This window comes from Psychrobacter sp. 72-O-c (assembly GCF_904846605.1).
Taxonomy (GTDB): Bacteria; Pseudomonadota; Gammaproteobacteria; order Pseudomonadales; family Moraxellaceae; genus Psychrobacter.
On the sequence record NZ_CAJHBI010000024.1, the window covers coordinates 23049 to 46504 of the forward strand.

Here is a 23456-nt window from a genome sequence, read left to right on the forward strand (position 1 = left end):
CTACTATAAATTTTAAGTTAAGACTATGGATTTAGCTTATAGGATCTGTAACTCTTAAACGCTTTTGTAAGTTTTTCTAACGATAAAATTGGCTGTTTCAAAGTATGTGCTATATTAAAAATGTTCAAAGCTATATTCGAAAACAGTTTAAATTTAGATCTGAAAATAAAAGATCTAAGAATAGAAGATTTAAAAATAGAAAGTCCCGATGAGAATTTAAAATAATCCAATGTACTTCTTGATTATAAGGAAATTACCATGAAAAGTATTATGATGTTATCTGCATTAACAGGCGTTTTAGCACTGACAGGCTGTACAACTCTAAAGAGCGTAGTTGGCAACGACATGTCAGGCACGCATGATGTTCAAGCAACCAGCAATAATACGGCGCCAGTCGCCAGTAAGAACGGTATGTTGGTTGACTCGAAGAACCATATGACGTTGTACACGTTTGACAAAGACTCAATGAACAAATCAGAGTGTGGCGCAGCTTGCCAGGTAGTGTGGCCTACCTTTATGGCGCCTAGTAATGCTAAAGCTTCTGGTCAATTCGCTGCCTTCCAACGTGAAGATGGTAAATATCAATGGGCCATGAACGGTAAGCCTTTATATTTCTACGCCAATGATACAAAAGTCGGTGACAAAGATGGCGATAATAAACTTGATGTGTGGCACATTGTTCCAACCAAATAGCATGTCATAACCTCATATTAAGAACAAAAAAGCAGCCATTATAATGGCTGCTTTTTTGTTAGGTCGGCTGTCAGAAATAATTGTCAGCAATGATGACCTAACCGGATTAGTCGTAATAGCTTAAATTTACTTGGCCTTTTTTTCTATTAGCTCGCCATCGATTTGAATGGGCACATTAGTAGTGATGCCATCAGCAAAGGTGGTCATGCCATAAGCGGCGCGATCAATATTGCCAGTCGCACGGAAGCCAATAACTGGTTCTTTGGTCACTGGACTAGTGGCAATTTTCTTTAACGTCACATCTAAAGTGAGCGGCATAGTCTTGCCCAATAAGGTGAAATCACCCATTACTTTGGCTTGTTGCGGATTAATAAAGTTTACGTTGGTAGACTCAAAGGTCATAGTCGGATATTTTTCGACATCAAAAAAGTCATCAGTCCTTAAATGCTTATCGCGAGCATCCCAAGCAGTATTAATACTGTCGGTCTCAATAGTAAATTGCATTTGAGTCTTATCCGGCGCTTTAATATTATAATTGAGCGACCCGTCAACCCTATCAAAACGACCCATAGTAGTCGAAAAGCCTAAATGCTCAACTTCAAAGCCGACACGAGTGTGAGAATCGTCTAACTGCCATTGGGTAGGTAGCGCCGCGCTAGCGAGGGTAGTTGCCGCAAGAGCTGAGGTAATAAGTAAGGTCTTCGCTGTTCCTGCTAATAAAGAGGTTGCCATTATATATTGTCCTTTATAGAGTTTTCTTATAAGTGTCTATCATTGGATAGTGTCTGTATTCTAGATAGTGCATTGTAAATAGTACTGGTCGTTTATAACGCATTCATCATTAAAAGTCAGTAGCTTTATTAATAGTATCTTAACAACGTTGGTCTATTACAAGTGATTAGGCAATAAATTGGTAAGCTAAAATAGTGTTTCTGTTTGCATTCTAATTTATTTTATCAGGTTCTCACCAGCGTATTAACCCCAACAGGCTTGCATCAACGAGCAAAAACCTTTAAAATCGTCGTTTAATTTTCCCGCTGGGGAAAGGCTAAGTGAGCAGAAGTGTGGTGTTGGGTGCTGGAATAAGCCAGTGACGTAGCTGCCAGACTAGTAGATGTCCTTAGTGCCTCAGTTACGTATGTTATAGTCGGACAACTAGTCCATAGGCCTGACATACATCGGACATAGAGAGTTTATTATGCGTAAAGATATCCATCCTGCTGATTACCAAGACGTTTTGTTCCATGACACTAACGCTGACGTGTTCTTTTTGACCCGTTCAACCGTTAAAACCAAAGCGACTCGTGAACACGAAGGTACAGAATACCCATACTTCCCACTTGATATTTCAAGTGCGTCGCATCCTTTTTATACTGGCGAGCAGCGTAAAACTTCTACTGAAGGCCGTGTTGCTAGCTTCAACAAACGCTTTGGTGCATTTGGTGGCCGTAATAAAAAAGCTGCTGCTGATACTGATACTGATACTGATACTGATACTGCTGAATAAGACCCACGTATTGCGTGATCTTATTTTGTCCATGCGCTACCATAGACATGTCTTAGCCTAGAATTGAGATTAAAAAAGACCGCTGATGATTCAGCGGTCTTTTCTTGCGTCATTTTTGGTGAAGAGATTTTTGAAAGTTAAATCTATCAATAATTTTTACATGTTGGATTTAATAGCTGAGTAATTAACGCTGCCAATTGCTGCGCCCAATAGCCATAAGTTATGCTACTAGGGTGAAAGCCATCACTGGCAAACATCACCGCGATATCGATTGGCGTTCCATTCGAATGCTCTTCTATCATCCGTGCAAAGTCAGTAGCCATATAGTTGACTCCATCATGATCCGTACAGACTTGCTGTAATATTTGATCAAGACTTGACGCTTTAGCACCAACAAAGTTATTCAGCGGGGCAGGTATCGCAGGCATCTGCGCCATTGGCGGTAGGCTTAAAAAGATCAATTCTCTTACGCCAAACTTACGTTGAGCAATAGCAATAATATCTTCAATTTGCTGCTGCCATTTATTCGTAGAGACGTTAGCGGTAGTGTCATTAACACCGACACTCAGTACCATGACATCGACGGGTTGGCTAGGCGCAGGCAGGACATAAAGCCTGCGCAAAATATCGAAGCTGGTATGTCCAGTGGTAGCCTGCAACGACCAATTCAGCGCGTTAAACTGTGTACTAATAGCAGGCTGTTGCTGCAATGCGGGTATTAACTTACCTACTAACGCCTCTTGCTGGGTCTGACTACCAACGCCGGCAGCTGCTGAATCGCCAACGACCATAAGACTTAACGTTTGCGAGGTTGAATCTGATAGGGTTGTGACTGCTGAAGTTGCGGCTATATAGCCATCTACTGAGTGCAGCTCAACATGACCAAATCGTTCGCCGTCTGGCTCAGGGAGACGTACTGTATCGCGTTTGATCTTGCGCCCTTGATATAGATAAATAGGGGCAAACAACATATTTTTAGCAATGTTTACCATCCAGCGCGCTCCCTAATCGTAGTCAGACTGTCTTCAACTAATAACTTACCATCGACATAAACATCACGCAACATATTGTCAGTATGAGCGTTGAGATCTTCTGCTTTGATGGTCTGCAGCTGTCCACTACTGCCCTTTATCAACGCCAATCGACCTTTTTTAGAGCGTTTAGAGTGACTGGTGACTGGATCTTTATAAATATCTTTCCAGGTGCCGTTGATAGATATAGCGCTGGCTTTCATCGCCCAGCTCATAGTGTCGCGATTGACTTGTTGCAGCAAACCGCCGCCCATACCAAAGGTGATATTGTCCGCGCTAAATCCCGCGTCCATGACCACATTAATAATTTTACTTAAGCTTTGTGGTCCGATGCCATCCCCTTGGATAATACGCACGTAATCGGGCAGGACTTGATAGCCTTTACTATTAAGCGTCGTACCAAACTTCACTGCCAAGCGCTCTAAGGCTTCACGGACAACCTTAGTCGGCTCACCACTATCAGGCCGGATAACTAAGGTGCCACCCATATTTTTGACCTCGTCTTTTAAAGTGTCGCCCCAGATATTATCAATGGCATTCCACAAGTCATAACTGTCGGACACTACCGAAAAGGTTTTACCTTCACCGCCGAACTGCTCAATCATATTAGCGAATGCTGCGGTTTCGCCATCGCGACCCCATGCGGTCATGGTACTGTGCTCAGCGGCAGGGATTGAAAACGCTGACATATCATTACTCATTTGATACCAGCGACTGGCAGCAACTAAGGCAGTCATAGAATCCGTACCGGCAAAGTTAACTAAATGTGCCAAGCTACCAATCGCCACCGACTCATGACTGGAGGCCCCGCGTGAACCGAAATCATGCAGGCGGAAAATCAGGGATTCTGTATTGTCCGCCGACTTTTCTAACGCACGGCGAATGATGCTTTTGCAATAACGCGAGACACTGGCCACGGTAGAAGGATACCAAATCGCCCGTAGTAGGGCAGTTTCAATATAGCTTGGTAGCCAATAAAATTCGGGATCGGTATTTACTATCTGGCAGACCACATTGGATACTGGCGCAATAGTGCCTTCAGGAATAGCTTCAATGCGTAGCGGCAAATAACCGCCATGCTTATCAACCAGACGTTCCCAATCTACACGGTTAAAGGTTAAACCGTGCGCATGAATAACAATTTCGGCTTCATCAATATCTTGATGGGTGATCGGTGTGCTGAGATACTCTTTAATAAAAGCTTGCAGTCCAAAAAACACCACATCGTAGTCGCCGCTGCGTGCTTCAATATAGCTAGATAGGTATTCACTGCCGGGCGGATATTGTACCCAATGTGAAGTCTTATAACTGTCGCTATTAAGAATTAGATTATTAAGATTGCTGGTGTACATCACAGAACTCCTCTGCTATTAACGGCCCCTATCGTCTATCGATTTGGACGTTGAAATAAAACAGTGTTAAAAAATAAAATGGTTATAAAAGCGCTGGTAAGAACAGGCTATTAAGCTTTTTTTGGATGACAGCTTAGCAAAAAATCATCGCAAAAAACTAATTTACAAGCCGACCATCTTCATAATAATGGCATAGTGATCTTCAAACATCATCTTGGCATCAAGTTCAGCCAGTGGTAACCAAAAAGCTTGAGCAGCATCGTCGCCACCTTTTACCTTTGGCAGACCTTTTGGGTCGTTCTTGAGCTGAAAGTAAAAAGCTTGAGTAATAGTACGACCACGTGCGGAGCGATATGGGTCATCAAAGGTATGTTGGCTATGGCGTGAGCCGCGCAATACCGGCTCAGGGACTTTAAGGCGGGTCTCCTCACGTAGCTCACGAATACAGGCATCAAACAGCGTTTCTTTTGGATTAAGAAAACCACCTGGTAACGCCCACAAGCCGCGTCCCGGCATACTACGCCGCTCTACCAAAAGAATATGCCCAGACTGTACCACTAACGCATCAGCAGTCATAAACGTTGGTGGATAAGGAGCGGATTCCCACTGTTTTTTATATTTATCAATAAAGCCAGCTTCTTCGTGCAGCTGCTGATAGTCTGTGGTCTTTTTAAAGTCGTTTAATATTCTACGAGTCGATTCAGGGGTGCGCTCAGAGGTCGGCGTTGCGCCCATCAGGTAACTGTCACGAATAGGGGTAGCCGATAAATTATGATAACTAGGAACAGAAATTGATGCCCAGTGGGGGAACAGAGCTAGGTAATAGGAGGAGTTGTCTTTAGAATGCCCAATCAAACCGATGTTGGTCTGTAAGTCACCGGTAACGGATCTTACCGCAGCCTGTACATATTTCAGCCAGCGCGTGTCATTATATAGCGCATCATCCAGCGCCACACAATGAATACGCGCCGCCTCTTCAGCTGAGTAGGCCCCTTTAATCATTGCTGTGCGTTCAGCCACGGTAAATGGGTTGCGTAAGCTACGCGGTAAATTGGCTGAACCAATCAGGATAATGACATCATTAGTGCGCTTTAATGCCTCGTCAATCACTGCCTTATGACCACGATGAAAGGGCTGAAAACGGCCGATAAATATCAGATAACGATAGTGTTTAATATCTTCTTGTTCTTTTAAACCAACTGAGCTTTCTATTGTGGTTTCTGCTGGATTTGCCATTAGGTCTTGTTCCGATAATACGCTCATAAATGCCAACTCCGTGAAATACACTTAACAATTACTATAAATTATTTATTTATTTATGATTTTTTAATGGCGCTAATACTGACACAGCACATAACTTACTGACAAGTGCAAAGATGTTTCGCGAGGTGTAATTGCTATGTCCCATGTTTCTCAATCCATGCCGCAACCGTTGGCCAAATCTCTTTCGATGCGTTACGACTCATTATTATTCGGCTATGGGAGTAATCTTCCAAATCGCCATTACTTATTGAGAATTCACAAAAGTCGTTTGCAGGGTTGTTAAAGTCATTTAAAAATAGCTGACAACCACTGAATGGGGCAATAAAGTCATCCCCTTTGGCACTGATAGCATAAATGGGTATAGTAACCTTGGGCATGTGCTGGCGATAATCAAAGTTTTCATTATAATCAGTGTTTTGATAGTTGACATCTTGCTTAGCCAAACTACTTTTAAAGTTTTTGTTTAGATTCCAGTCATACCATTGGCTCATGGTATGATAATTTTCATTAATGGTACCTAATTTGAGCCTTTTTGCGGGTAAGTAGCCCAGTAGCCGAGTGATTGATTTAATCAGCAAGATTCTAGCGTAGCTTTTAGGATTTATTACCGCGCCATAAGCTTGGCAGGCAAACATGGTAATGCTATTTATTTTATTAATGTATTGTGTGTTTTGGGCTAATATTTCTTGGATTAAAAACATAGTCAAGCAAATACCGCCGCCACTGTGGGTGATACAATGCAAATTATCCAGTTTTAAGCCATCAAATAAGTAGTGAAACGTAGCCTCAAGATCATAAATAGCGACAGTTTCAAAATTGAATTTGTCTTTTGGTATAGAGCTATCACCATGTCCGCGCCATTCCACGATATAGCAAGTATGACCAAGCTTCGCCAGATATTTTGCAACTCCTAAACACACTCTTTTGTCCGAAAATGTGCCGTGAGTCAACAATACATTCTGCTTTTTAGACGCGTGACTATCAACCAAAGTACTGTCTTTGATGCTATCAAATACTTTCCAAACGGCGACCTGTTCACCATCTTTAGTGGTCACTAGATTTAGGGTTTCTTTAATCATAATACGGAATCAGTCATAAAGGTGATCTCATGCAAGTTAAATCGTTTGTTTAGGGCGTTTGTTATATTAATCTTGGATTATTAGCAAGGTGTACTTATTATAAAAAAGTAAACAAACATCACTAAAGTATGCTGATCATACGTTAAAAACAGGAACTGAATTTATGCTGTGTCTAATTTATATCCTATAAGCGTTAGAGCTTGATAATCAATAAAACAGCCTTAATATAGACAATAACAGACGCAGTGTCCAAGATAGAATGTTTATACAAAGTGCGCTTATATTTTAAACGTGCTCATAAGAAAAACCAATAATGACCATTTGCAACGGTCGCCGTTAAATCACAGTAGCGCGGTCGGAATTAACCTCTAAGTGCGGTATAATAAACGATATAATTTGATAGCCATCGCGGTTAGACCGATTCAATGATAAGCTGCGATAATCGATATTATTCACATTTCCCTAAATTGACGACACAGTAGCCTTAATAGATATGGCGTTAATACCATAATGTCATAACGCCTACAAATGAATGAGGAATGATTATGAGTGAGCATAACCCAACAGATACCGCGCCTGCGGACTATGAATCAGCATTAGATACTGAGCAGACTGAGACCAAGAGTAACATTACCATCACTGAGGCGGCACAAGGCTATTTAGCTGACCTGCTCTCTAAGCAAGATACTGTTGGTATCGGTGTACGTATCTTTGTCGAGCATCCTGGTACACCGCGCGCTGAATGTTGCATGGCATATAATCAGCCAGGTGAAGAAGACATCGCTGATTTGCAATTCAGCTATGAGGACTTTTCTGCCTTTATTGACGCTGCTTCAGTACCCTATTTAGAAGATGCGGTGATTGACTATAATAAAGACCGCTTCGGTGGCCAGTTGACCTTCCGTGCTCCGAATTCTAAAGTGCCAAAAGTGGGTTCGGATGCCAGTGTTGAAGAACGTATTAACTATGTATTGCAGTCTGAGATTAATCCGAGCTTAGCCGCGCATGGTGGTGACGTACAATTGCTTGAGCTGATTGAAGAAGAAGGTATTGGCCTCACAGCCGTATTAAAATTCGGTGGCGGTTGCCAAGGGTGTTCTGCAGTCGATATGACTTTGCGTCAAGGTGTAGAAGTGCAACTGAAGCAGCAAATACCAGAATTAACGCAAGTGGTTGATGAGACTGATCATACTAGTACTGAAAATGCCTATTACAAATAACTGCTAAATAAAAGTTAAATAACAGCAGTTAACAATATGGGTATCTGCTGGCTTGTGAATATTAGTCACTAAGCGATTAAAAATTTGCTATTCTTTTCATAAAGAAGCTGGGTTACTATTAACTCAGCTTTTTTTATAGCTAACGTTCAGGCAATAGCTTTTTTAGAGATGATTATTGAATCAATAAAGCGTTTAATCAACGCCAAGGAGCACATTATGAGTGACGAACAAGCAAGTAACCAATCAGAGCAAAAACAGCGTCTTGAAACCCTAGCTATTCATGCCGGCTACACTGTTGAGCCAACGACCAAAGCAGTTGCTGTACCTATTTATCACACCAGCTCGTATGCGTTTGATGACACCCAGCATGGTGCTGATTTATTTGACCTAAAAGTCGCGGGCAATATTTATACGCGCATCATGAACCCGACCAATGCGGTATTAGAAGAACGTGTTGCTGCACTTGAAGGCGGAATAGGCGGATTAGCAGTGGCTTCAGGAATGGCAGCCATCACCTATGCCATACAGACTATTTGTGAAATGGGCGACAATATTGTCACTACCTCAACGTTATATGGTGGTACTTATAATTTATTTGCCCATGCCTTACCGCGCCAAGGTATCGAAGTACGCTTTTTTGATCATACCAATCCTGAATCTATCCACGATTTAATCGACGATAAGACCAAGATGATTTTTGCAGAAAGTATCGGTAATCCACTTGGTAACATTGTCGATATTCAAGCGTTGAGTGATATTGCCCATGAATATGGCGTTCCCGTAGTTATTGATAATACGGTTGCCACGCCAGCACTCTGCCGTCCGTTTGAATTTGGTGCCGATATCGTAGTGCATTCATTGACTAAATATATGAGTGGCACTGGGACCTCTATCGGCGGTGCAATTGTCGATAGTGGTACCTTCCCTTGGGGTGATTATCCTGAGCGCTTCCCGCTACTTAATACTCCTGATGCCAGCTATCATGGCGTAAACTTCGTCAAAGACGTGGGCGCTGCTGCCTTTATCGCTCGTGCACGTGTGGCTCCGCTACGTAATACTGGGGCAGCATTAAGTCCGCTAAATGCCTTTAGCATCATGCAAGGCATGGAGACATTGAGCTTACGCATGGAGCGTCATGTACAGAACGCGCAAGCCGTTGCTGAATACCTGCGCGACCATGACAAAGTGGCTTGGGTGAAATATGCAGGTTTACCTGATCATCCTGATCATGAGCTTGCTAAGCGCTATATGAAAGGCACACCATCGGCCATTCTTACCTTTGGCGTAAAAGGTGGGCTCGAAGCAGGGTCGCGCTTTATTGATGCCTTACAGCTGATTACACGCTTGGTGAATATCGGCGATGCCAAATCATTAGCCTGTCATCCGGCAACTACTACTCATCGTCAGCTGAATGGGCAAGAGCTGGAACAAGCAGGCGTCACCAAAGATATGGTAAGACTTTCTATTGGTATTGAACATATTGAAGATATTAAAGCGGACTTAGAACAAGCCTTAGCTTCTGCTTAGTTTGCCAATTTTTCTTGGTTAAAGGCAAAATGGTTTATAAAATAAAAAAAGCCCATATCGGTCTGATATGGGCTTTTTTGATGTTTGACTGATCGTTTGCTTACTTACTTGTTTAGCAACTCAAAGGATAAGTTAAATCCTTAAGCAGACAACACACGGCGAGCAATATCTCGGTAATCTTGCGACTCTAAGCGAGGACCGAACTGTTGAATCACTTGTCCAGATATTTCGCTGGCAAGACGACCACATTCTGGCAAGCTATAGTGCTGTGATAGCGCATATAAAAACGCACCGGCATAGTTATCACCCGCGCCATTGGTATCGATGACATTGGTAACGGTTGGTGCCGCAACATCATGAATAGCGATATCATCGCTGTCATTTTCAGGCTTTTGCGCAATAACCGCACCCTTTGCACCATCAGTGACCACAGCAATTTGGCAATGCTCAAGTAATGCACGGGCAGCAGCTTTGATTTGTTTTTTATCCGTGAAAAGCTTGGCCTCTTCGCTATTACAGAATATCACTGCCACCTTATTGCCGAGCATATTGAGAAGACCGTCTTTAGCAAATTTCACTACTGCTGGATCAGCAAAGCTCACCGCGATTTTAGCGCCATGAATACCTGCTTGTTGGCGCAGTTGGGTCATGGCAGGCTGAATGCTTTCAGACATCGCCAAGTAGCCTTCTAAATACAGCCAATCTGCTTGCGTCAGCGCGTCAAAGTCGACGTTGTCAGCGGTGATGTCGCTTGAAGTGCCAAGATAGGTTTGCATGGTACGCTCGCCGTCTTCGGTTACCGCGACCACACATGAACCCGTCACGCCACCAGCATGTATTGACTGCTTTGAGGTCGCAACACCCGCTTTATGCAAGTCGTTTAAATAAAACTGCCCTTGCTTATCATCACCCACGCGGCAAGCATAAAAAGGCTTACCGCCTAAGCTGGCAAAGGCAAACATAGTATTGGCCGCTGAACCACCACCGGCTTGTTTTGATGGCGCAATCTCGGCGAGCTGGAAATACGCCAATAGTTGCTGCTGCTCTTCAATTCCTGCTAGGGTCATATTGCCTTTGGTCAGCTCAGTCTCTTCTAATGCAACATCGCTCAGCACATATTCATGATCAACCAACGCATTACCTATCGCCATCACATCGTACATTACTTATTTCTCCAAACTTTTTATTAAAATGAAATTAACGATAAAATAGTCGTTTTATTATTTAGATTGTAATTCAAGCAAGCGCTGATATAACGCGTTCTTTTTTACGCCAGTAATATCTGCAGCCAAGGCGGCCGCTTTTTTGACTGACAAATCTTCCAAAAGACGCTGTAATAGCTCATCGTGGATACTGATATCGTCGTCGTCTTGCGCAGCATTATCACCTGCGACTACCACCACCATCTCACCACGCTGCTGATTGTCATCGGCTTTGACGAACTCAATCAACTCGCCAAGTGTGCTTTTATGAACGGTTTCAAAGGTCTTGGTTAACTCACGGCAAAAAGTGACTCCGCGTTCTGATCCAAATACTTCTGCCATATCTGCTAAGCTTTTTATAATACGGTGCGGCGCTTCATAAAAAATTAGCGTTTCGGGGCGCGATTTTAAATCAGTTAATTGTTTTTGACGTCCATGAGTCTTTGCTGGCAAAAAGCCAATGAAGCTAAAACGATCTGAAGGCAGACCCGCTACTGATAGCGCGGCAATCGCTGCCGATGCACCAACGATAGGGGAGACGGCCACGCCAGCAGCATGAGCGGCTTGTACCAACTGATAACCGGGGTCACTAACCAGTGGCGTTCCCGCATCACTAATCAATGCGACCGAATGACCTTGTTGAATCATCTCGATAATTTTGGGCGTTTGAATCGCGCTATTATGCTCATGATACGCCCACAGCTTGTTATGACCTTTGGCTTTATCGTCCGTAGTGCTACCATCTGTAGAGCTACTATTTTTAGTATCAGGTTTATTTTTATCATTAGAACTGTTGTTATCATTAGATCTATCACTATCACTGCTATCGCCTTTAGTATGAATGCCAAAATGCGACAATAACCTGCCTGAGGTACGCGTGTCTTCACAAGCAATGATAGCGACTTGCTTTAAGGTATCGATAGCGCGCGGTGTCATGTCGCTTAAGTTACCAATTGGGGTCGCAACAATATACAAACAAGCCGGCATGGTGGTAGGGGTAGACATGAAAACCTCGAAGACGTTAAAAATAAGATATGAAAAAATAAATAATGCTGAGCCATTACCGATAGAATGCCGCTGATAAAAGCAGCGATTAACAGGTAGTAAGGGTCAGCGAGTAGTAATAGGTAATAAAAACGCGAAAGTGGTTAGTTTAGCATGTTGTGCTATGATAATTATGAATTGTTAATTAGGCAAAGTCAGAACTCTATGGCTAATCACAATGTTAAGAGCAGTCCTAACAAAAGCAACTCGCATCGCCCGCTGGCTCTAACCTCACCGAAGCAGCGCCAAGGCAGCTATTTTGAGCAGCAGGCGTGTGCGTTTCTACAAGCGCAAGGCTTGGTACTGATTGCTCAAAATTGGCAGAAACCCAAAGTTGGTGAGCTAGATTTAATCATGTTGGAGACAGGGAAAGCGTGGTCGACTCTGGTGTTTATTGAAGTGCGTCAGCGGCGACGTTCAAGTTTCGGTGATGCGGCGCTTAGCGTCACCAAAGCCAAACAACGTAAGATTATCAAGACCGCCAAATACTTTTTAAATCAGCATCCTACATATGCCCATTATGACTGTCGATTTGATGTGATTGCCTACGATATTGCGCAACTTGTTAATAGTATTAATGATGATAAAGGTGATAGTGGTAAAGATAACCAACCAGAATGGCTGATAGGGGCGTTTATAGCCACGGCATGGTAGCGCGAATAGTGATAGCGGCACGCTTAAATGGTAAACAAGACAACGCAACAAGCTGTCGTTACCAAAAACCTAACCGCTAATGAGAAAAATTAAGTAAAGTAGCTGCAATAAATCAGCTGAAACAACAATGTTCAAACTAATGCTCTATGAGGTAAATAATGACAAGGATGCATTTGCTCAACGCTACTTTTGGAATGCCACGCCGTACTGCGATTGGCCTTATGCTAATGACCAGCATCTTAAGTACTGGCTGTACTACCAATTATCTGACCAATAGTACTGAAGGCACGTATGGGGTTCCCATGACCGAACGAACCATTCCGCAGCGTCTACTGGACCGTAGTATTGAACACACTGTCAAGGTTAACATTTATGGTCTACAAGAGAATTTACAACAGAACAGCCGTATAGGTATTGATAGTTTTAATAGTGAAGTGCTGCTCAGTGGCGAAGTACCCACTGAGGCGCTCAAAGTTCAAATTGAAAAAGTAGTCAGCTCTATGCCAGATGTACGCCAAGTCTATAATGAGCTGAATGTTAGTGTGGCTAAAGGTTATAGTTCAACCGTGCATGATGGCTATATCACATCAAAGTTGCTGGCGAAAGTCGTGGCCAACGACGGCGTCAAAGCTTCACAGATAAAAGTCGTGACCAATGATGGTGTGGTTTATATTATGGGACGAATGACACCGACTCAGCAAAGTCATGTGATCGATATTGCCAATAGTACCGTTGGTATCACCGAGTTGGTACTGCTCACCACCGTCGTTAATGATAGAGGCGTGCCGATCAGTGATGAGGACATCATGTCTGAGAGTAATTTAGCTGATGCTGCCACTTCGTCACCAGCCGCTGCAACACCTATCGTCAGAGACGCTACGTCAACAAGCGCACCGACTACCGTCACAGAAGAAAATGAGAATGCTGAGCAAGGGTCATCAAGCCCTTATATTGATCTGTATAAAAATCAGTAAATATAAGAACCGATACATTGCCTGTATAGCAGTCAAATAAGTAGATATAAGGTTTGTTTTTTTAGTGATGCCAACCACCCCGATTATTCGCAGCTTTATATTGGTGACAGTCACAATAACCCTAAACAGTCGTAACAGGAAAAACACGTTAAATACTCAGACAGCCAGTAAAATAACAGAAATTAAAAGACGCAGATAAAATAAAGCGACAATGCAGTCATTATATTGTTGGCTGTCGACTAGACTATAATAGGGACACTGGCTATGAAGGGTTCACCTTTAGACAAAGTACATCAAGAACAGGCACATCAAACAACAGATACTAGTGATATCACTACTCAGAATACTGCTGGCAAACCCTCGCGTAAATCTCGCGCGCTAAAGCTTGCCGGAGCAAGTGTAGTGGCAGTAAGTGCCATTACCTTAGCCACCCAGCAAGCACAAGCATTATCAGCGCTTAGTATTGTGAACGGCATTACCTCGAATGGTGGTGTTGGGGTCAGTAAAAACATTTTATATGGCAACGAGCCACTACAAGACTTGGATATGTATTATCCTAAACCACTGGCACAGGCGATGAAGACGCAGAAGAGCATTAGTGACAGCTATCCTATGGTGGTATTCGTGCATGGTGGCTCATGGGAAAGTGGTAACAAAGAAGAGTACGCCTTTGTTGGTCAAAGTTTGGCTCAAGCTGGCTATATCACCGCAGTGATTAATTATCGCAAAGCGCCTGAACACGTTTATCCCGATTATGTAAAAGATACCGCGAAAGCGATTGCCTGGAGCTATAACAATGCAGCGAGCTTTCATGCCGACCCTCAGCGTTTAGCAGTGGTTGGGCATTCTTCAGGAGCATTTAATGCCGTAGCCGCCATCTCCAACGAAGATTTTTTGGCACCTTATGGCATCAGTCCAAAAGATATCCGCGCTGTGGTTGGTATTGCTGGTCCTTACAGCTACGATTTTCGAAAATTTAGTAGCGCTACTGCCTTTGCTGCTGATGCTACCCCAGATCAGGTAATGCCAGACAGACATATTAAAGGCCCACAGCCACCGTATTTATTACTGACTGCTGAGAACGATAAGATTGTCTACGAGCAGAACACTATTAAGATGACTCAAGCCCTAAAAAATTATGGCGCGGTGGTCGAAAATGGGGAAATCGAAGGTGCCAGTCATGCGACCAGTATCGGGGCGATGGCGCCGCCACTGCGCTGGGTCAACGATGTGCGCGCGCAAGTATTACAGTATTTGAATAAAAAGCTCAATTGATGCTTTGCCCCTCTGGTCATTTAGTGTTACTTGCTAGCAGTTTCTTTAACTCGCCAGAGCTCAAGGGTATTTAGCAGACAGTACTGTAAGACCATCAATCTCTTGTTATAATGACGCCACATTAAACCCAAACGCTATTTCAAATACAAAACAGGATATTCTATGAGCATGAACGCTGACGATTTAATTGCATTTTTACAGCAGCATTTCCCAGAAGCTTTTATTGAAGCAGCCAATCAAGGTACTAAGTTTGATGTGCGGGTGGTTGATGCTAGCTTTGAAGGCAAACGCTCAGTTCAGCGCCAGCAAGCGGTTTATGCGCTCGTAAATGATAAAATTGCCAGTGGTGATATTCATGCGTTAAACATTCAAGCATTAACACCTGCTGAGTGGGACGTTCAATCAAAAGGCTAAATATTTTTATACGTAACTAGGTTATATAGGGCTAGCGCTTCGCGGTGCCGCTCCTTGTAGGTCTGGTTTTTCATATTTTCTTTATACTTATAGCTAGGTTGTGACTTTTATGGATCAGTTTTTAATCACCGGCAGTAGTCGTATCGCAGGGGAAGTTACTATCTCTGGCGCCAAAAATGCAGCCTTGCCGTTACTGGCGGCGATGATATTGGCCGAGACTCCAACGACATTACATAATGTGCCCTCGCTGCAAGATGTGAGAACGTTGATTCAGCTGATCTCTGGCATGGGAATTAATATTCAAAAGCAAGACGATACCGTCACTTGTGATACTAAGAATATTGATAATTTCTATGCGCCGTACGACTTGGTTAAGACCATGCGTGCTTCAATTCTAGTGCTAGGTCCGTTGCTAGCGCGTTTTGGTGAGGCAGAAGTTTCGCTACCTGGCGGCTGTGCCATTGGTTCACGCCCAGTCGATCAGCATCTCAAAGCCTTTGAGGCAATGGGTGCTAGTATTACTGTAGAAAACGGCTACGTTAAAGCGCAAGCCCCAAAAGGCGGCAAGCTACTCGGCTGTAATTTCTCCTTTGATATGATTACGGTTGGTGGTACTGAAAACGTCATCATGGCGGCAGCATTAGCGAAAGGCACGACTATTCTAGGCAACTGTGCGCTTGAGCCAGAAGTGGTTGACTTGGCCAATATGCTGGTCGAAATGGGTGCTAAAATCAGTGGTATCGGCACTGCAACGATGACTATCGAGGGCGTTGAGCGCTTGCATGGCTGCGAGTATTCAGTGGTACCCGATCGTATCGAAACCGGCTCGTATTTGGCAGGCGCGTTGATGACTCGCGGTGATGTATTGACTAAAAATACCTCTGCGCTATTATTGACGCCAGTGCTAGAGAAGTTTGAAGATATGGGTGCGATTATCACTAGCGGTGATGATTGGATTCGCGCGCAAATGAAAGGTCGCCCGTTGCCTGTTGATATTCGTACCCAACCGCACCCTGGTTTCCCAACTGATATGCAAGCGCAGGTAATGGCTATTGCTTGCCTGGCTGATGGTACTAGTACTTTCATCGAAAACATCTTTGAAAATCGTTATATGCATGTCCCTGAGCTTAATCGTTTGGGCGCTTCCATCCAAGTAGATGGTCATACTGCTGTGGTTAAAGGGGTTGATTGCTTTACTGCGGCTCCGGTGATGGCGACTGATTTGCGTGCTTCAATGTCATTAGTTATGGCTGCTGCTGCCGCTGAAGGTGAGAGCTTGATAGATCGTATTTATCATATTGATCGCGGCTATGAGGACGTGGAAAACAAGCTGCGTGCATTGGGCGTTAATATTGATCGTATCAATACCAATGACTAATAATATTGATACAAATATCGTGCCGTATTAACATTTATGATTATATTTTTTATCAATAAAAATGAACAATCTCTCTTGTAGATAGAGAGACCTTAACCGCACATGGACATGACGCCATTATGACTGAAAAAAATCAGACTGAGCAAAACGACCAAGCAACTGATAGCTTATTAAATGAAGTGAATGATGAATTTACTGGCTTAACACTGGCCTTATCTAAAGGGCGTATTTTAGAAGAGACTATGCCGTTGCTACAGGCAGCAGGCGTTGAGCTGTTAGAGGACCCTGAAGCTTCACGTAAGTTAATTTTCCCCACTTCCAACCCGAATGTCCGCGTTTTGATTCTACGTGCCAGTGATGTGCCGACTTATGTAGAGCACGGCGCCGCTGATTTTGGTGTGGCTGGCAAAGACGTCTTGCTTGAGCATGGGGCCAATCATGTTTACGAATTGCTAGATCTACAGATTGCTCAGTGTAAGCTCATGACCGCTGGGGTTAAAGGTGCTCCATTACCCAATCGTCGCCTGCGTATCGCGACTAAATATGTCAATGTCGCGCGTGCTTACTTTGCCAGTCAAGGTCAGCAAGTAGATGTCATTAAGCTGTATGGTTCGATGGAGCTTGCGCCATTAGTAGGCTTAGGGGACTTGATTGTCGATGTAGTCGATACGGGTAATACGCTGCGGGCTAACGGCCTTGAGGCACTCGATCATATTTGTGATGTGTCCTCGCGCCTTATTGTCAATCAAGTCAGCTATAAACGTAAATTTGCGCTCCTTGAGCCGATTTTAGATAGCTTTAAAGCCAGTATTGCTACCGCTTCGTAATCGTAAATTGGTAATCTTTAAAGTTTAAGACCGCAAAAAAATTACCTCTGTCTATAAGATATGATAGTCATTGATAATATAAAGGTTGGTTATACGTATTTTTAAACCAGTTTAGCGCTGCAAGACAGATAAGGCGTGCTAAACTGGTTTTATCATATCTGTTTGCCAGAATATAAAAACGCAGTCTTATATTTATAAAATTGTATTCATAAAAGCTCAGTACTATTTCAATAGTATAGCAACTCAGTAATATATCAGCTCAATCATAGGATAAAGTTATGCGCCAGTTAAGTACCCAAGATATCGATTTTGAACAAAAGTTAACAGCCTTGCTTGCCTTTGAGACCGTCAATGATGTTACCTTATTAAAAACGGTCGATGATATTATTGCTCAAGTACGCTCTGGCGGTGACGGCGTAGTACTGGCACTAACTCAACAGTTTGATCAGCATCCAGCAACGAGTATAAATGAGTTAGAGTTGTCTAAAGACGCGCTTGCTGAGGCATTCGCTACTCTTGATGATAAGGTAAAAACTGCATTAACAACCGCTGCCTCGCGAGTACAAACATTCCACGAACGGCAAGTGCAAGAAACTTGGCAGTATGAGGATGAGTTAGGCAACCGTTTAGGTCAAAAAATCACACCACTTGATCGTGTGGGTATCTATGTGCCGGGCGGCTTAGCGTCTTATCCGTCCTCGGTGCTGATGAATGCGATTCCTGCTAAAGTTGCTGGGGTTGCTGAGATTATCATGGTCGTGCCAGCCCCAAAAGGCGTACTCAATCCACTGGTATTGGCAGCAGCACATTTGGCTCAAGTTGATCGTGTTTTTACCATTGGTGGCGCACAGGCGGTAGCCGCATTGGCCTATGGTACTGAGACTATCCCAGCAGTGGACAAAATAACCGGTCCGGGTAATAAGTATGTTGCAGCGGCAAAAAGGGCGGTATTCGGGCAAGTGGGTATTGATATGATTGCAGGGCCCTCTGAAGTGTTGGTTTATGCGGAAGGCGAGGCAGATGATCGCGCCGATTGGCTGGCGATGGATTTGTTATCGCAAGCTGAGCATGACCGTATTGCCCAAGCAATCTTTGTGACCACCAGCGCTGAGCAGCTGGCAGCGGTGGCAGCGGAGATTGAGAAGGCCTTAGCAGAGTTGCCAAAAGCAGATATCGCCCGTGATTCTTTACAAAATCGTGGCGCGCTTATTTTGGTCAAAGACCGAGAGGAAGGCATGGCAGTCATCAATCGCGTGGCACCTGAACATCTAGAGCTGTCCGTTGATGATCCCGATGCGCTACTTGATAGTATTCGTCATGCTGGTGCTATATTTATGGGACGCCATACGCCAGAGGCAATTGGTGATTACTGTGCCGGACCCAATCATGTATTGCCGACTTCAGGTACCGCGCGTTTTTCTTCGCCACTTGGCGTTTATGACTTTCAAAAGAAATCATCTATTATTTATTGTAGTGAAAGTGGTAGTAAACCACTCGCTGAGACCGCAGACATTTTAGCGCAGCGCGAAGATTTAGAAGCGCATGCACGCTCAGCTCGCTATCGTTATCAGTAATACATTTTAGCTTTTTAAGCTGTTGTTAAACCTATTTCATGAACATCTATATAGCTATTAGTAGGATAACTTATGAGTGAACCAAAGATAGACACCAGATTGTGGTCAGCCAAAGCGCGCAACCTATCACCTTATGTGCCCGGTGAGCAGCCTCAGCATGACAACTTATGCAAACTAAATACCAATGAAAATCCATTTCCACCTTCACCAAAAGTAGGGGAGGCCATCACTGCTGTTTTAGCGCAGCAAGCTGATGAATTACGTCTCTATCCTGCACCTGAATCGGATGATTTGCGAGCAGCATTAGCCCAGTTATATGACTTAAATATCAATCAGGTATTTGTCGGTAACGGCTCAGACGAAGTATTGGCACTAATATTCGCTAGCTTCTTCCTTAAAGAGCGACCAGTCTTAGCGCCAGATATCAGCTATAGTTTTTATCCTGTTTATGCACAGACCTTTGGCATCGAGCTGGTACAGATTGCCCTTGAAGCAGATTTTAGTGTTGATCCTGATGCTTATCGTCAGCCTTGTAGCGGTATCATCATCGCCAATCCGAACGCCCCAACGGGTCTACTATTATCGCTAAGCGATATTCGTAAGCTAGCTAGTGAGCATTCTAATTCCGTGATTGTTATTGATGAGGCTTATATTGATTTTGCGCATCTAGACTCGGACAGTTCAGACACTGCGGTTTCAGCAGTGAGTTTAATTAATGAGTTTGATAATCTTCTAGTGACTCAAACCTTTTCAAAATCACGTTCGCTTGCTGGTTTACGAGTAGGAATGGCATTCGGCAACGTGTCGTTAATCGCAGCGCTGACTCGTATGAAGAATAGCTTCAACAGCTATCCATTAGATAAGTTGGCACAAGCAGGGGCAAGAGCTAGCGTATTAGATACCGTATATTTTGAGCAAACCTGCCAGCAGGTTATCGAATTACGTGAGTCATTGACTGCCCAGCTGACAGAATTGGGTTATAAAGTATTGCCGTCACATGCAAACTTTATCTTTGTGCGTCCTAAAGATGGTAACGCTAGTGACGTGGCCAACACACTACGTGAGCAAGGCATTATCGTGCGCCATTTTGATAAACCACGCATTCAAGAATATTTACGTATTACTATTGGTACGGCAGCACAACATGAGCGTCTCATCAATACGGTAAGAGGCATGCAAACCCCTGACGATACGGATTTAATCAGCAGTTAAAAATGTCTATTAAGGTAAAAGAAACCATCTTAGTCAGTGCTTGTCTGCTAGGTCAGCGTGTTCGCTACGATGGCAATCATGCGCAGCTGGCAGATAGTGATTTATTAACGCAACTTAGCGGTAAACTCAGGATTGTGCCCATCTGTCCTGAAATGCTGGGTGGACTACCGACCCCACTGACCTAGCGACTTAATCTTTCTATCAACTAACGACGTTTTATAATTTAATGTCTGACTATTTAGCGACAGCTTCTTGCTTTAATACATTAAGTAAATTGCCGACTTTATCGAGACATTCTTGATATTCAGCGTCACAATCTGAGGCGATAGTGATACCGCCACCCGCCCATAAACTGACTTGTCCTGTATTACTTGCTGAGGTGTCGGCTTGCAGGGTACGAATCAGGACATTCCACTGACCGCTACCATCAAAATTCATATAGCCCAGGGTACCGCAATAGCCACCGCGCGGCGCTGCTTCTAATTCAGAGATAATCTCAACCGCGCGCCTTTTGGGCGTACCGGTAATTGACCCTGCTGGTAAGCTGCCAAATAATACCGCCAAAGGATGACTGTCTTCTTTTAGCTCAGCGGTAATGGTGCTGACCATATGATGGACGTTGCTGAAGCTTTCAATCGTGAATAGTTGCGGTACTTTTACGCTACCGATCTTGGCATATTTACCCAAATCATTGCGTAATAAATCCACAATCATGACATTCTCAGCGCGGTCTTTGTTACTATCAGTCAGTTGCTGCTTTAGTGCCAAGTCTTGCTCAGTGTTAATACCGCGCGGTATTGTGCCCTTAATAGGTTTGGTACGAATATGATGCTTGCCAGTCTTAGCGTCTTTAATGAAGGTAAAAAATAACTCCGGTGAACAACTTAATAGCTCAAAGCTTAATGTCGGTTGGTCTGAACGATCAATCCCTAAATACCCTGCAAATGGCGCTTGGGTGTTGCGGTGTAGGGCAGGCAAATAATCAAGAAGTATCGTTGTTGTTTCAACATCGCCGCGCGAGTTATCAAACTGACCTCGCCACGCTTGCGTAAGATTGATCTGATAACAATCACCCAGCTTTAAATAATTTTGGGTCTGCTCAAATGCCTGCCGATAGTCGAGCTTACTCCACTGCGCAGTTAATATTAACGGTGCAAGTTTGGATTCTGTTTCAGGCATTTGCTTATTGGAACGGTTACTATTAGACAGAGTTTTATCCAACGTATTTAAATAGGATATAAGCGCTGTTACAAGCGGGTTTTCTGCTTCATTGTCAGGGTCCGTATTGCTGGTTCTAACGTTTAAATCCCAACCGGTTCCACTACTATTAGTAGCATCCGTCGGCGTCAGATAAATATCATAATGTCCTATAACCGCACAAGGTTGTGATGTTTGTGGAATGTCAGCGGCTGGACTTAGCTCATGGGCAGCAATATCATAACCAATAAAGCCAATAAGACCGTGATAGTAGCTGGGCTTCTCACCTTCTTCATGTATTGAAGTCGGAGCACTACTATTGCCAGCTTCAAAAGCTTTGCTATAAGTAATTAACTCATCCTGCCAGTCTGCATAACTCATATAGGTTGTCGTTACAGAATTATTATCACGACAATTTTTGATCACTTTATAAGTAAATGATTGCGTATCGGTAGAAGTGGGATCAGATGAATTGCGATTGCGATTGCGATTGCGATTGGTATCAGTATTATTAAAATAAACACACCACGCCACTTTAGGCAGCAAGCCAATCACTGGTCGTCCATCATTATTTAACCATACCAGTTGCCATTGCGCATCAGTATCCTGAGCAGTTAAATGCTGTTGCAATACCGGCAGCAATTCTGAAGCTGGCAGGTCACCAAAACGCCAGCTAATTTTCATAGCTGGCGTTGATGATTGAGTTTGTTGAATGTTATCAGTTACGATCATATATTAGACGTTGAATTTTTTGATAATTAAGGTCGCATTGGTACCGCCAAAGCCAAAGCTATTGCTCATTAGAGTTTCAAGTTTATGATCACGCTTTTCGGTGACAATATCAAAGCCCTCGGCAGCTGAATCCAAATTTTCAATATTAATACTTGGGGCAATAAAGTCTTCTTGTAGCATCAGTAGGCAATAGATTAATTCTTGTGCTCCAACTGCGCCTAAGCTATGACCGGTCATTGATTTGGTTGAGCTGATAGGCGGAACAGATGCTTTAGAATTAGAAGCACCCTCAGTACTAGCATCAGCACCAAACACTTCCGCAATGGCCTTAAGTTCAGTAATGTCTCCTAATGGCGTACTGGTACCATGACTATTGATATAATCAACGCTTTTTAAACCAGCTTGATCTAATGCTTGCTGCATACAACGTATGGCACCTTCACCACTCGGGGCGACCATTTCCGCACCATCCGAGCTAGCGCCATAACCAACGATTTCAGCCAAGATATTGGCACCGCGAGCTTGCGCATGCTCTAAGCTTTCAACCACCACCATCGCACCACCACCGGCAATTACAAAACCGTCGCGATCTCTATCATAAGCACGCGAGGATTGTTTGGGCACGTCATTATATTGCGTACTCATCGCACCCATAGCATCAAACATACAAGACTGTGTCCAGTCCTCAGCTTCACTACCACCCGCTAACACAACGTCTGCTTTGCCCAGCTGGATTAACTCAGCGGCATGACCGATACAATGAGTTGAAGTTGCGCAAGCAGAAGAGATAGAGTAGGAGACGCCTTGTATTTTAAGGCCAGTCGCTAGCGCTGCGGATACTGAGCTGCTCATGGTTTTTGGTACCGCCATCGCTCCAACACCGCGCAGACCTTTTTCGCGCATGGCGTCTACTGCGGTGACCACACCTTCTGTTGATGCGCCGCCCGAGCCTGCAACCACACCCACGCGCGGGTTATTATTGATGGTCTCAAGTGTTAAGCCAGATTGCTTAATAGCGGCTAGTGCGCTTACATAAGCATAAAGACTGGCGTCACTAAAAAAACGCTTGAGTTTACGGTCAATACCAGAAGTATCAAGGGCGGCTTTATCAATGCTGCCACTAACTTGCGATTTAAATCCATGCTCAGCATAAGATTCATTGAAGGTAATACCAGATTGCCCTTGTTTTAGGGCAGTAGTAACGGCGTCTAAATCATGTCCGATACAAGAGACAATCCCTGCTCCAGTGATAACAACTCGGCGCATATTCTATTCCTTATAATAACGATTTGCTAATGATT

The 23456-nt window shown here is 43.7% G+C and carries 22 protein-coding genes; 13 read left to right on the forward strand and 9 right to left on the reverse strand.

Annotation, left to right across the window (positions count from 1 at the left end; genetic code table 11):
• The first annotated feature begins 258 nt into the window (after positions 1–258).
• Positions 259–693 carry a hypothetical protein gene (locus JMX97_RS09705; RefSeq protein ID WP_201557580.1) on the forward strand — a complete coding sequence of 145 codons (435 nt, stop codon included), beginning with the start codon at positions 259–261 and terminating at the stop codon, positions 691–693.
• Positions 694–819: 126 nt separating this feature from the next.
• Here the strand turns inward: JMX97_RS09705 and JMX97_RS09710 are convergent, their stop codons facing one another.
• Positions 820–1425 (reverse strand): YceI family protein, encoded by a 606-nt coding sequence (locus tag JMX97_RS09710; protein WP_201557583.1) that lies wholly within the window; start codon positions 1423–1425, stop codon positions 820–822.
• A 466-nt stretch (positions 1426–1891) separates the two neighbouring features.
• On the opposite strand from JMX97_RS09710, the gene JMX97_RS09715 reads away from it, so the two are divergent.
• Positions 1892–2200: a type B 50S ribosomal protein L31 gene (locus tag JMX97_RS09715; RefSeq protein ID WP_201557589.1), complete on the forward strand. Its 309-nt coding sequence runs from the start codon at positions 1892–1894 to the stop codon at positions 2198–2200.
• 146 nt (positions 2201–2346) lie between these two features.
• On the opposite strand, the gene JMX97_RS09720 is transcribed toward JMX97_RS09715, so the two are convergent.
• From JMX97_RS09720 to JMX97_RS09735, 4 genes are all read right to left on the reverse strand, one after another.
• On the reverse strand, positions 2347–3192 hold the full coding sequence (locus JMX97_RS09720; protein WP_201557590.1) for an SGNH/GDSL hydrolase family protein: 846 nt from the start codon (positions 3190–3192) through the stop codon (positions 2347–2349).
• Complete coding sequence (locus JMX97_RS09725; protein ID WP_201557643.1) at positions 3186–4583, reverse strand: nicotinate phosphoribosyltransferase; 1398 nt, start codon at positions 4581–4583, stop codon at positions 3186–3188. The genes JMX97_RS09720 and JMX97_RS09725 overlap by 7 nt, the downstream gene beginning before the upstream one ends.
• Positions 4584–4745: 162 nt before the next feature.
• Entirely contained in the window at positions 4746–5846 is a 1101-nt protein-coding gene (locus tag JMX97_RS09730) for a bifunctional nicotinamide-nucleotide adenylyltransferase/Nudix hydroxylase (protein ID WP_201557591.1), read from the reverse strand.
• A gap of 134 nt (positions 5847–5980) precedes the next feature.
• The gene (locus JMX97_RS09735; protein ID WP_201557593.1) at positions 5981–6925 is read right to left on the reverse strand and encodes an alpha/beta fold hydrolase; all 945 of its coding nucleotides are present in this window, start codon (positions 6923–6925) and stop codon (positions 5981–5983) included.
• Between the two features lie 545 nt (positions 6926–7470).
• On the opposite strand from JMX97_RS09735, the gene nfuA reads away from it, so the two are divergent.
• On the forward strand, positions 7471–8145 hold the full coding sequence (gene nfuA, locus JMX97_RS09740) for a Fe-S biogenesis protein NfuA (protein ID WP_201557601.1): 675 nt from the start codon (positions 7471–7473) through the stop codon (positions 8143–8145).
• 216 nt (positions 8146–8361) lie between these two features.
• Positions 8362–9672 carry an O-acetylhomoserine aminocarboxypropyltransferase/cysteine synthase family protein gene (locus tag JMX97_RS09745; protein ID WP_201557608.1) on the forward strand — a complete coding sequence of 437 codons (1311 nt, stop codon included), beginning with the start codon at positions 8362–8364 and terminating at the stop codon, positions 9670–9672.
• 140 nt (positions 9673–9812) lie between these two features.
• Here the strand turns inward: JMX97_RS09745 and JMX97_RS09750 are convergent, their stop codons facing one another.
• Together JMX97_RS09750 and rsmI are read right to left on the reverse strand one after the other, a co-directional pair.
• The gene (locus tag JMX97_RS09750; protein ID WP_201557610.1) at positions 9813–10835 is read right to left on the reverse strand and encodes an adenosine kinase; all 1023 of its coding nucleotides are present in this window, start codon (positions 10833–10835) and stop codon (positions 9813–9815) included.
• A gap of 57 nt (positions 10836–10892) precedes the next feature.
• Positions 10893–11879, reverse strand: coding sequence for a 16S rRNA (cytidine(1402)-2'-O)-methyltransferase (gene rsmI / locus JMX97_RS09755; RefSeq protein WP_201557611.1), 987 nt, complete (start codon positions 11877–11879; stop codon positions 10893–10895).
• Positions 11880–12083: 204 nt separating this feature from the next.
• Between rsmI and JMX97_RS09760 the strand changes: the two genes are divergently transcribed.
• The 9 genes from JMX97_RS09760 (at position 12084) to JMX97_RS09800 (ending at position 20411) form a co-directional block, all read left to right on the forward strand.
• Positions 12084–12572: a YraN family protein gene (locus JMX97_RS09760; protein WP_413786403.1), complete on the forward strand. Its 489-nt coding sequence runs from the start codon at positions 12084–12086 to the stop codon at positions 12570–12572.
• A 158-nt stretch (positions 12573–12730) separates the two neighbouring features.
• Positions 12731–13546 (forward strand): BON domain-containing protein, encoded by an 816-nt coding sequence (locus JMX97_RS09765; protein WP_201557613.1) that lies wholly within the window; start codon positions 12731–12733, stop codon positions 13544–13546.
• Between the two features lie 264 nt (positions 13547–13810).
• Complete coding sequence (locus JMX97_RS09770; RefSeq protein WP_201557614.1) at positions 13811–14821, forward strand: alpha/beta hydrolase; 1011 nt, start codon at positions 13811–13813, stop codon at positions 14819–14821.
• A 162-nt stretch (positions 14822–14983) separates the two neighbouring features.
• Positions 14984–15235 (forward strand): BolA family protein, encoded by a 252-nt coding sequence (locus JMX97_RS09775; RefSeq protein ID WP_320157743.1) that lies wholly within the window; start codon positions 14984–14986, stop codon positions 15233–15235.
• Positions 15236–15344: 109 nt separating this feature from the next.
• Positions 15345–16613, forward strand: a complete 1269-nt coding sequence (gene murA, locus JMX97_RS09780; protein ID WP_201557620.1) for a UDP-N-acetylglucosamine 1-carboxyvinyltransferase — start codon at positions 15345–15347, stop codon at positions 16611–16613.
• Positions 16614–16732: 119 nt separating this feature from the next.
• Complete coding sequence (gene hisG / locus JMX97_RS09785; RefSeq protein ID WP_201557628.1) at positions 16733–17440, forward strand: ATP phosphoribosyltransferase; 708 nt, start codon at positions 16733–16735, stop codon at positions 17438–17440.
• A 278-nt stretch (positions 17441–17718) separates the two neighbouring features.
• The gene (gene hisD, locus JMX97_RS09790) at positions 17719–19014 is read left to right on the forward strand and encodes a histidinol dehydrogenase (RefSeq protein ID WP_201557629.1); all 1296 of its coding nucleotides are present in this window, start codon (positions 17719–17721) and stop codon (positions 19012–19014) included.
• Between the two features lie 72 nt (positions 19015–19086).
• Entirely contained in the window at positions 19087–20226 is a 1140-nt protein-coding gene (hisC, locus tag JMX97_RS09795) for a histidinol-phosphate transaminase (RefSeq protein ID WP_201557630.1), read from the forward strand.
• Positions 20227–20228: 2 nt separating this feature from the next.
• A complete protein-coding gene (locus JMX97_RS09800) occupies positions 20229–20411 on the forward strand; it encodes a DUF523 domain-containing protein (RefSeq protein WP_201557631.1) in 183 nt (60 codons plus the stop codon).
• 49 nt (positions 20412–20460) lie between these two features.
• Here the strand turns inward: JMX97_RS09800 and JMX97_RS09805 are convergent, their stop codons facing one another.
• On the reverse strand, positions 20461–22155 hold the full coding sequence (locus tag JMX97_RS09805) for an anthranilate synthase component I family protein (RefSeq protein ID WP_201557632.1): 1695 nt from the start codon (positions 22153–22155) through the stop codon (positions 20461–20463).
• 3 nt (positions 22156–22158) lie between these two features.
• The gene (locus JMX97_RS09810) at positions 22159–23421 is read right to left on the reverse strand and encodes a beta-ketoacyl synthase N-terminal-like domain-containing protein (protein ID WP_201557633.1); all 1263 of its coding nucleotides are present in this window, start codon (positions 23419–23421) and stop codon (positions 22159–22161) included.
• Positions 23422–23456 lie beyond the last annotated feature (35 nt).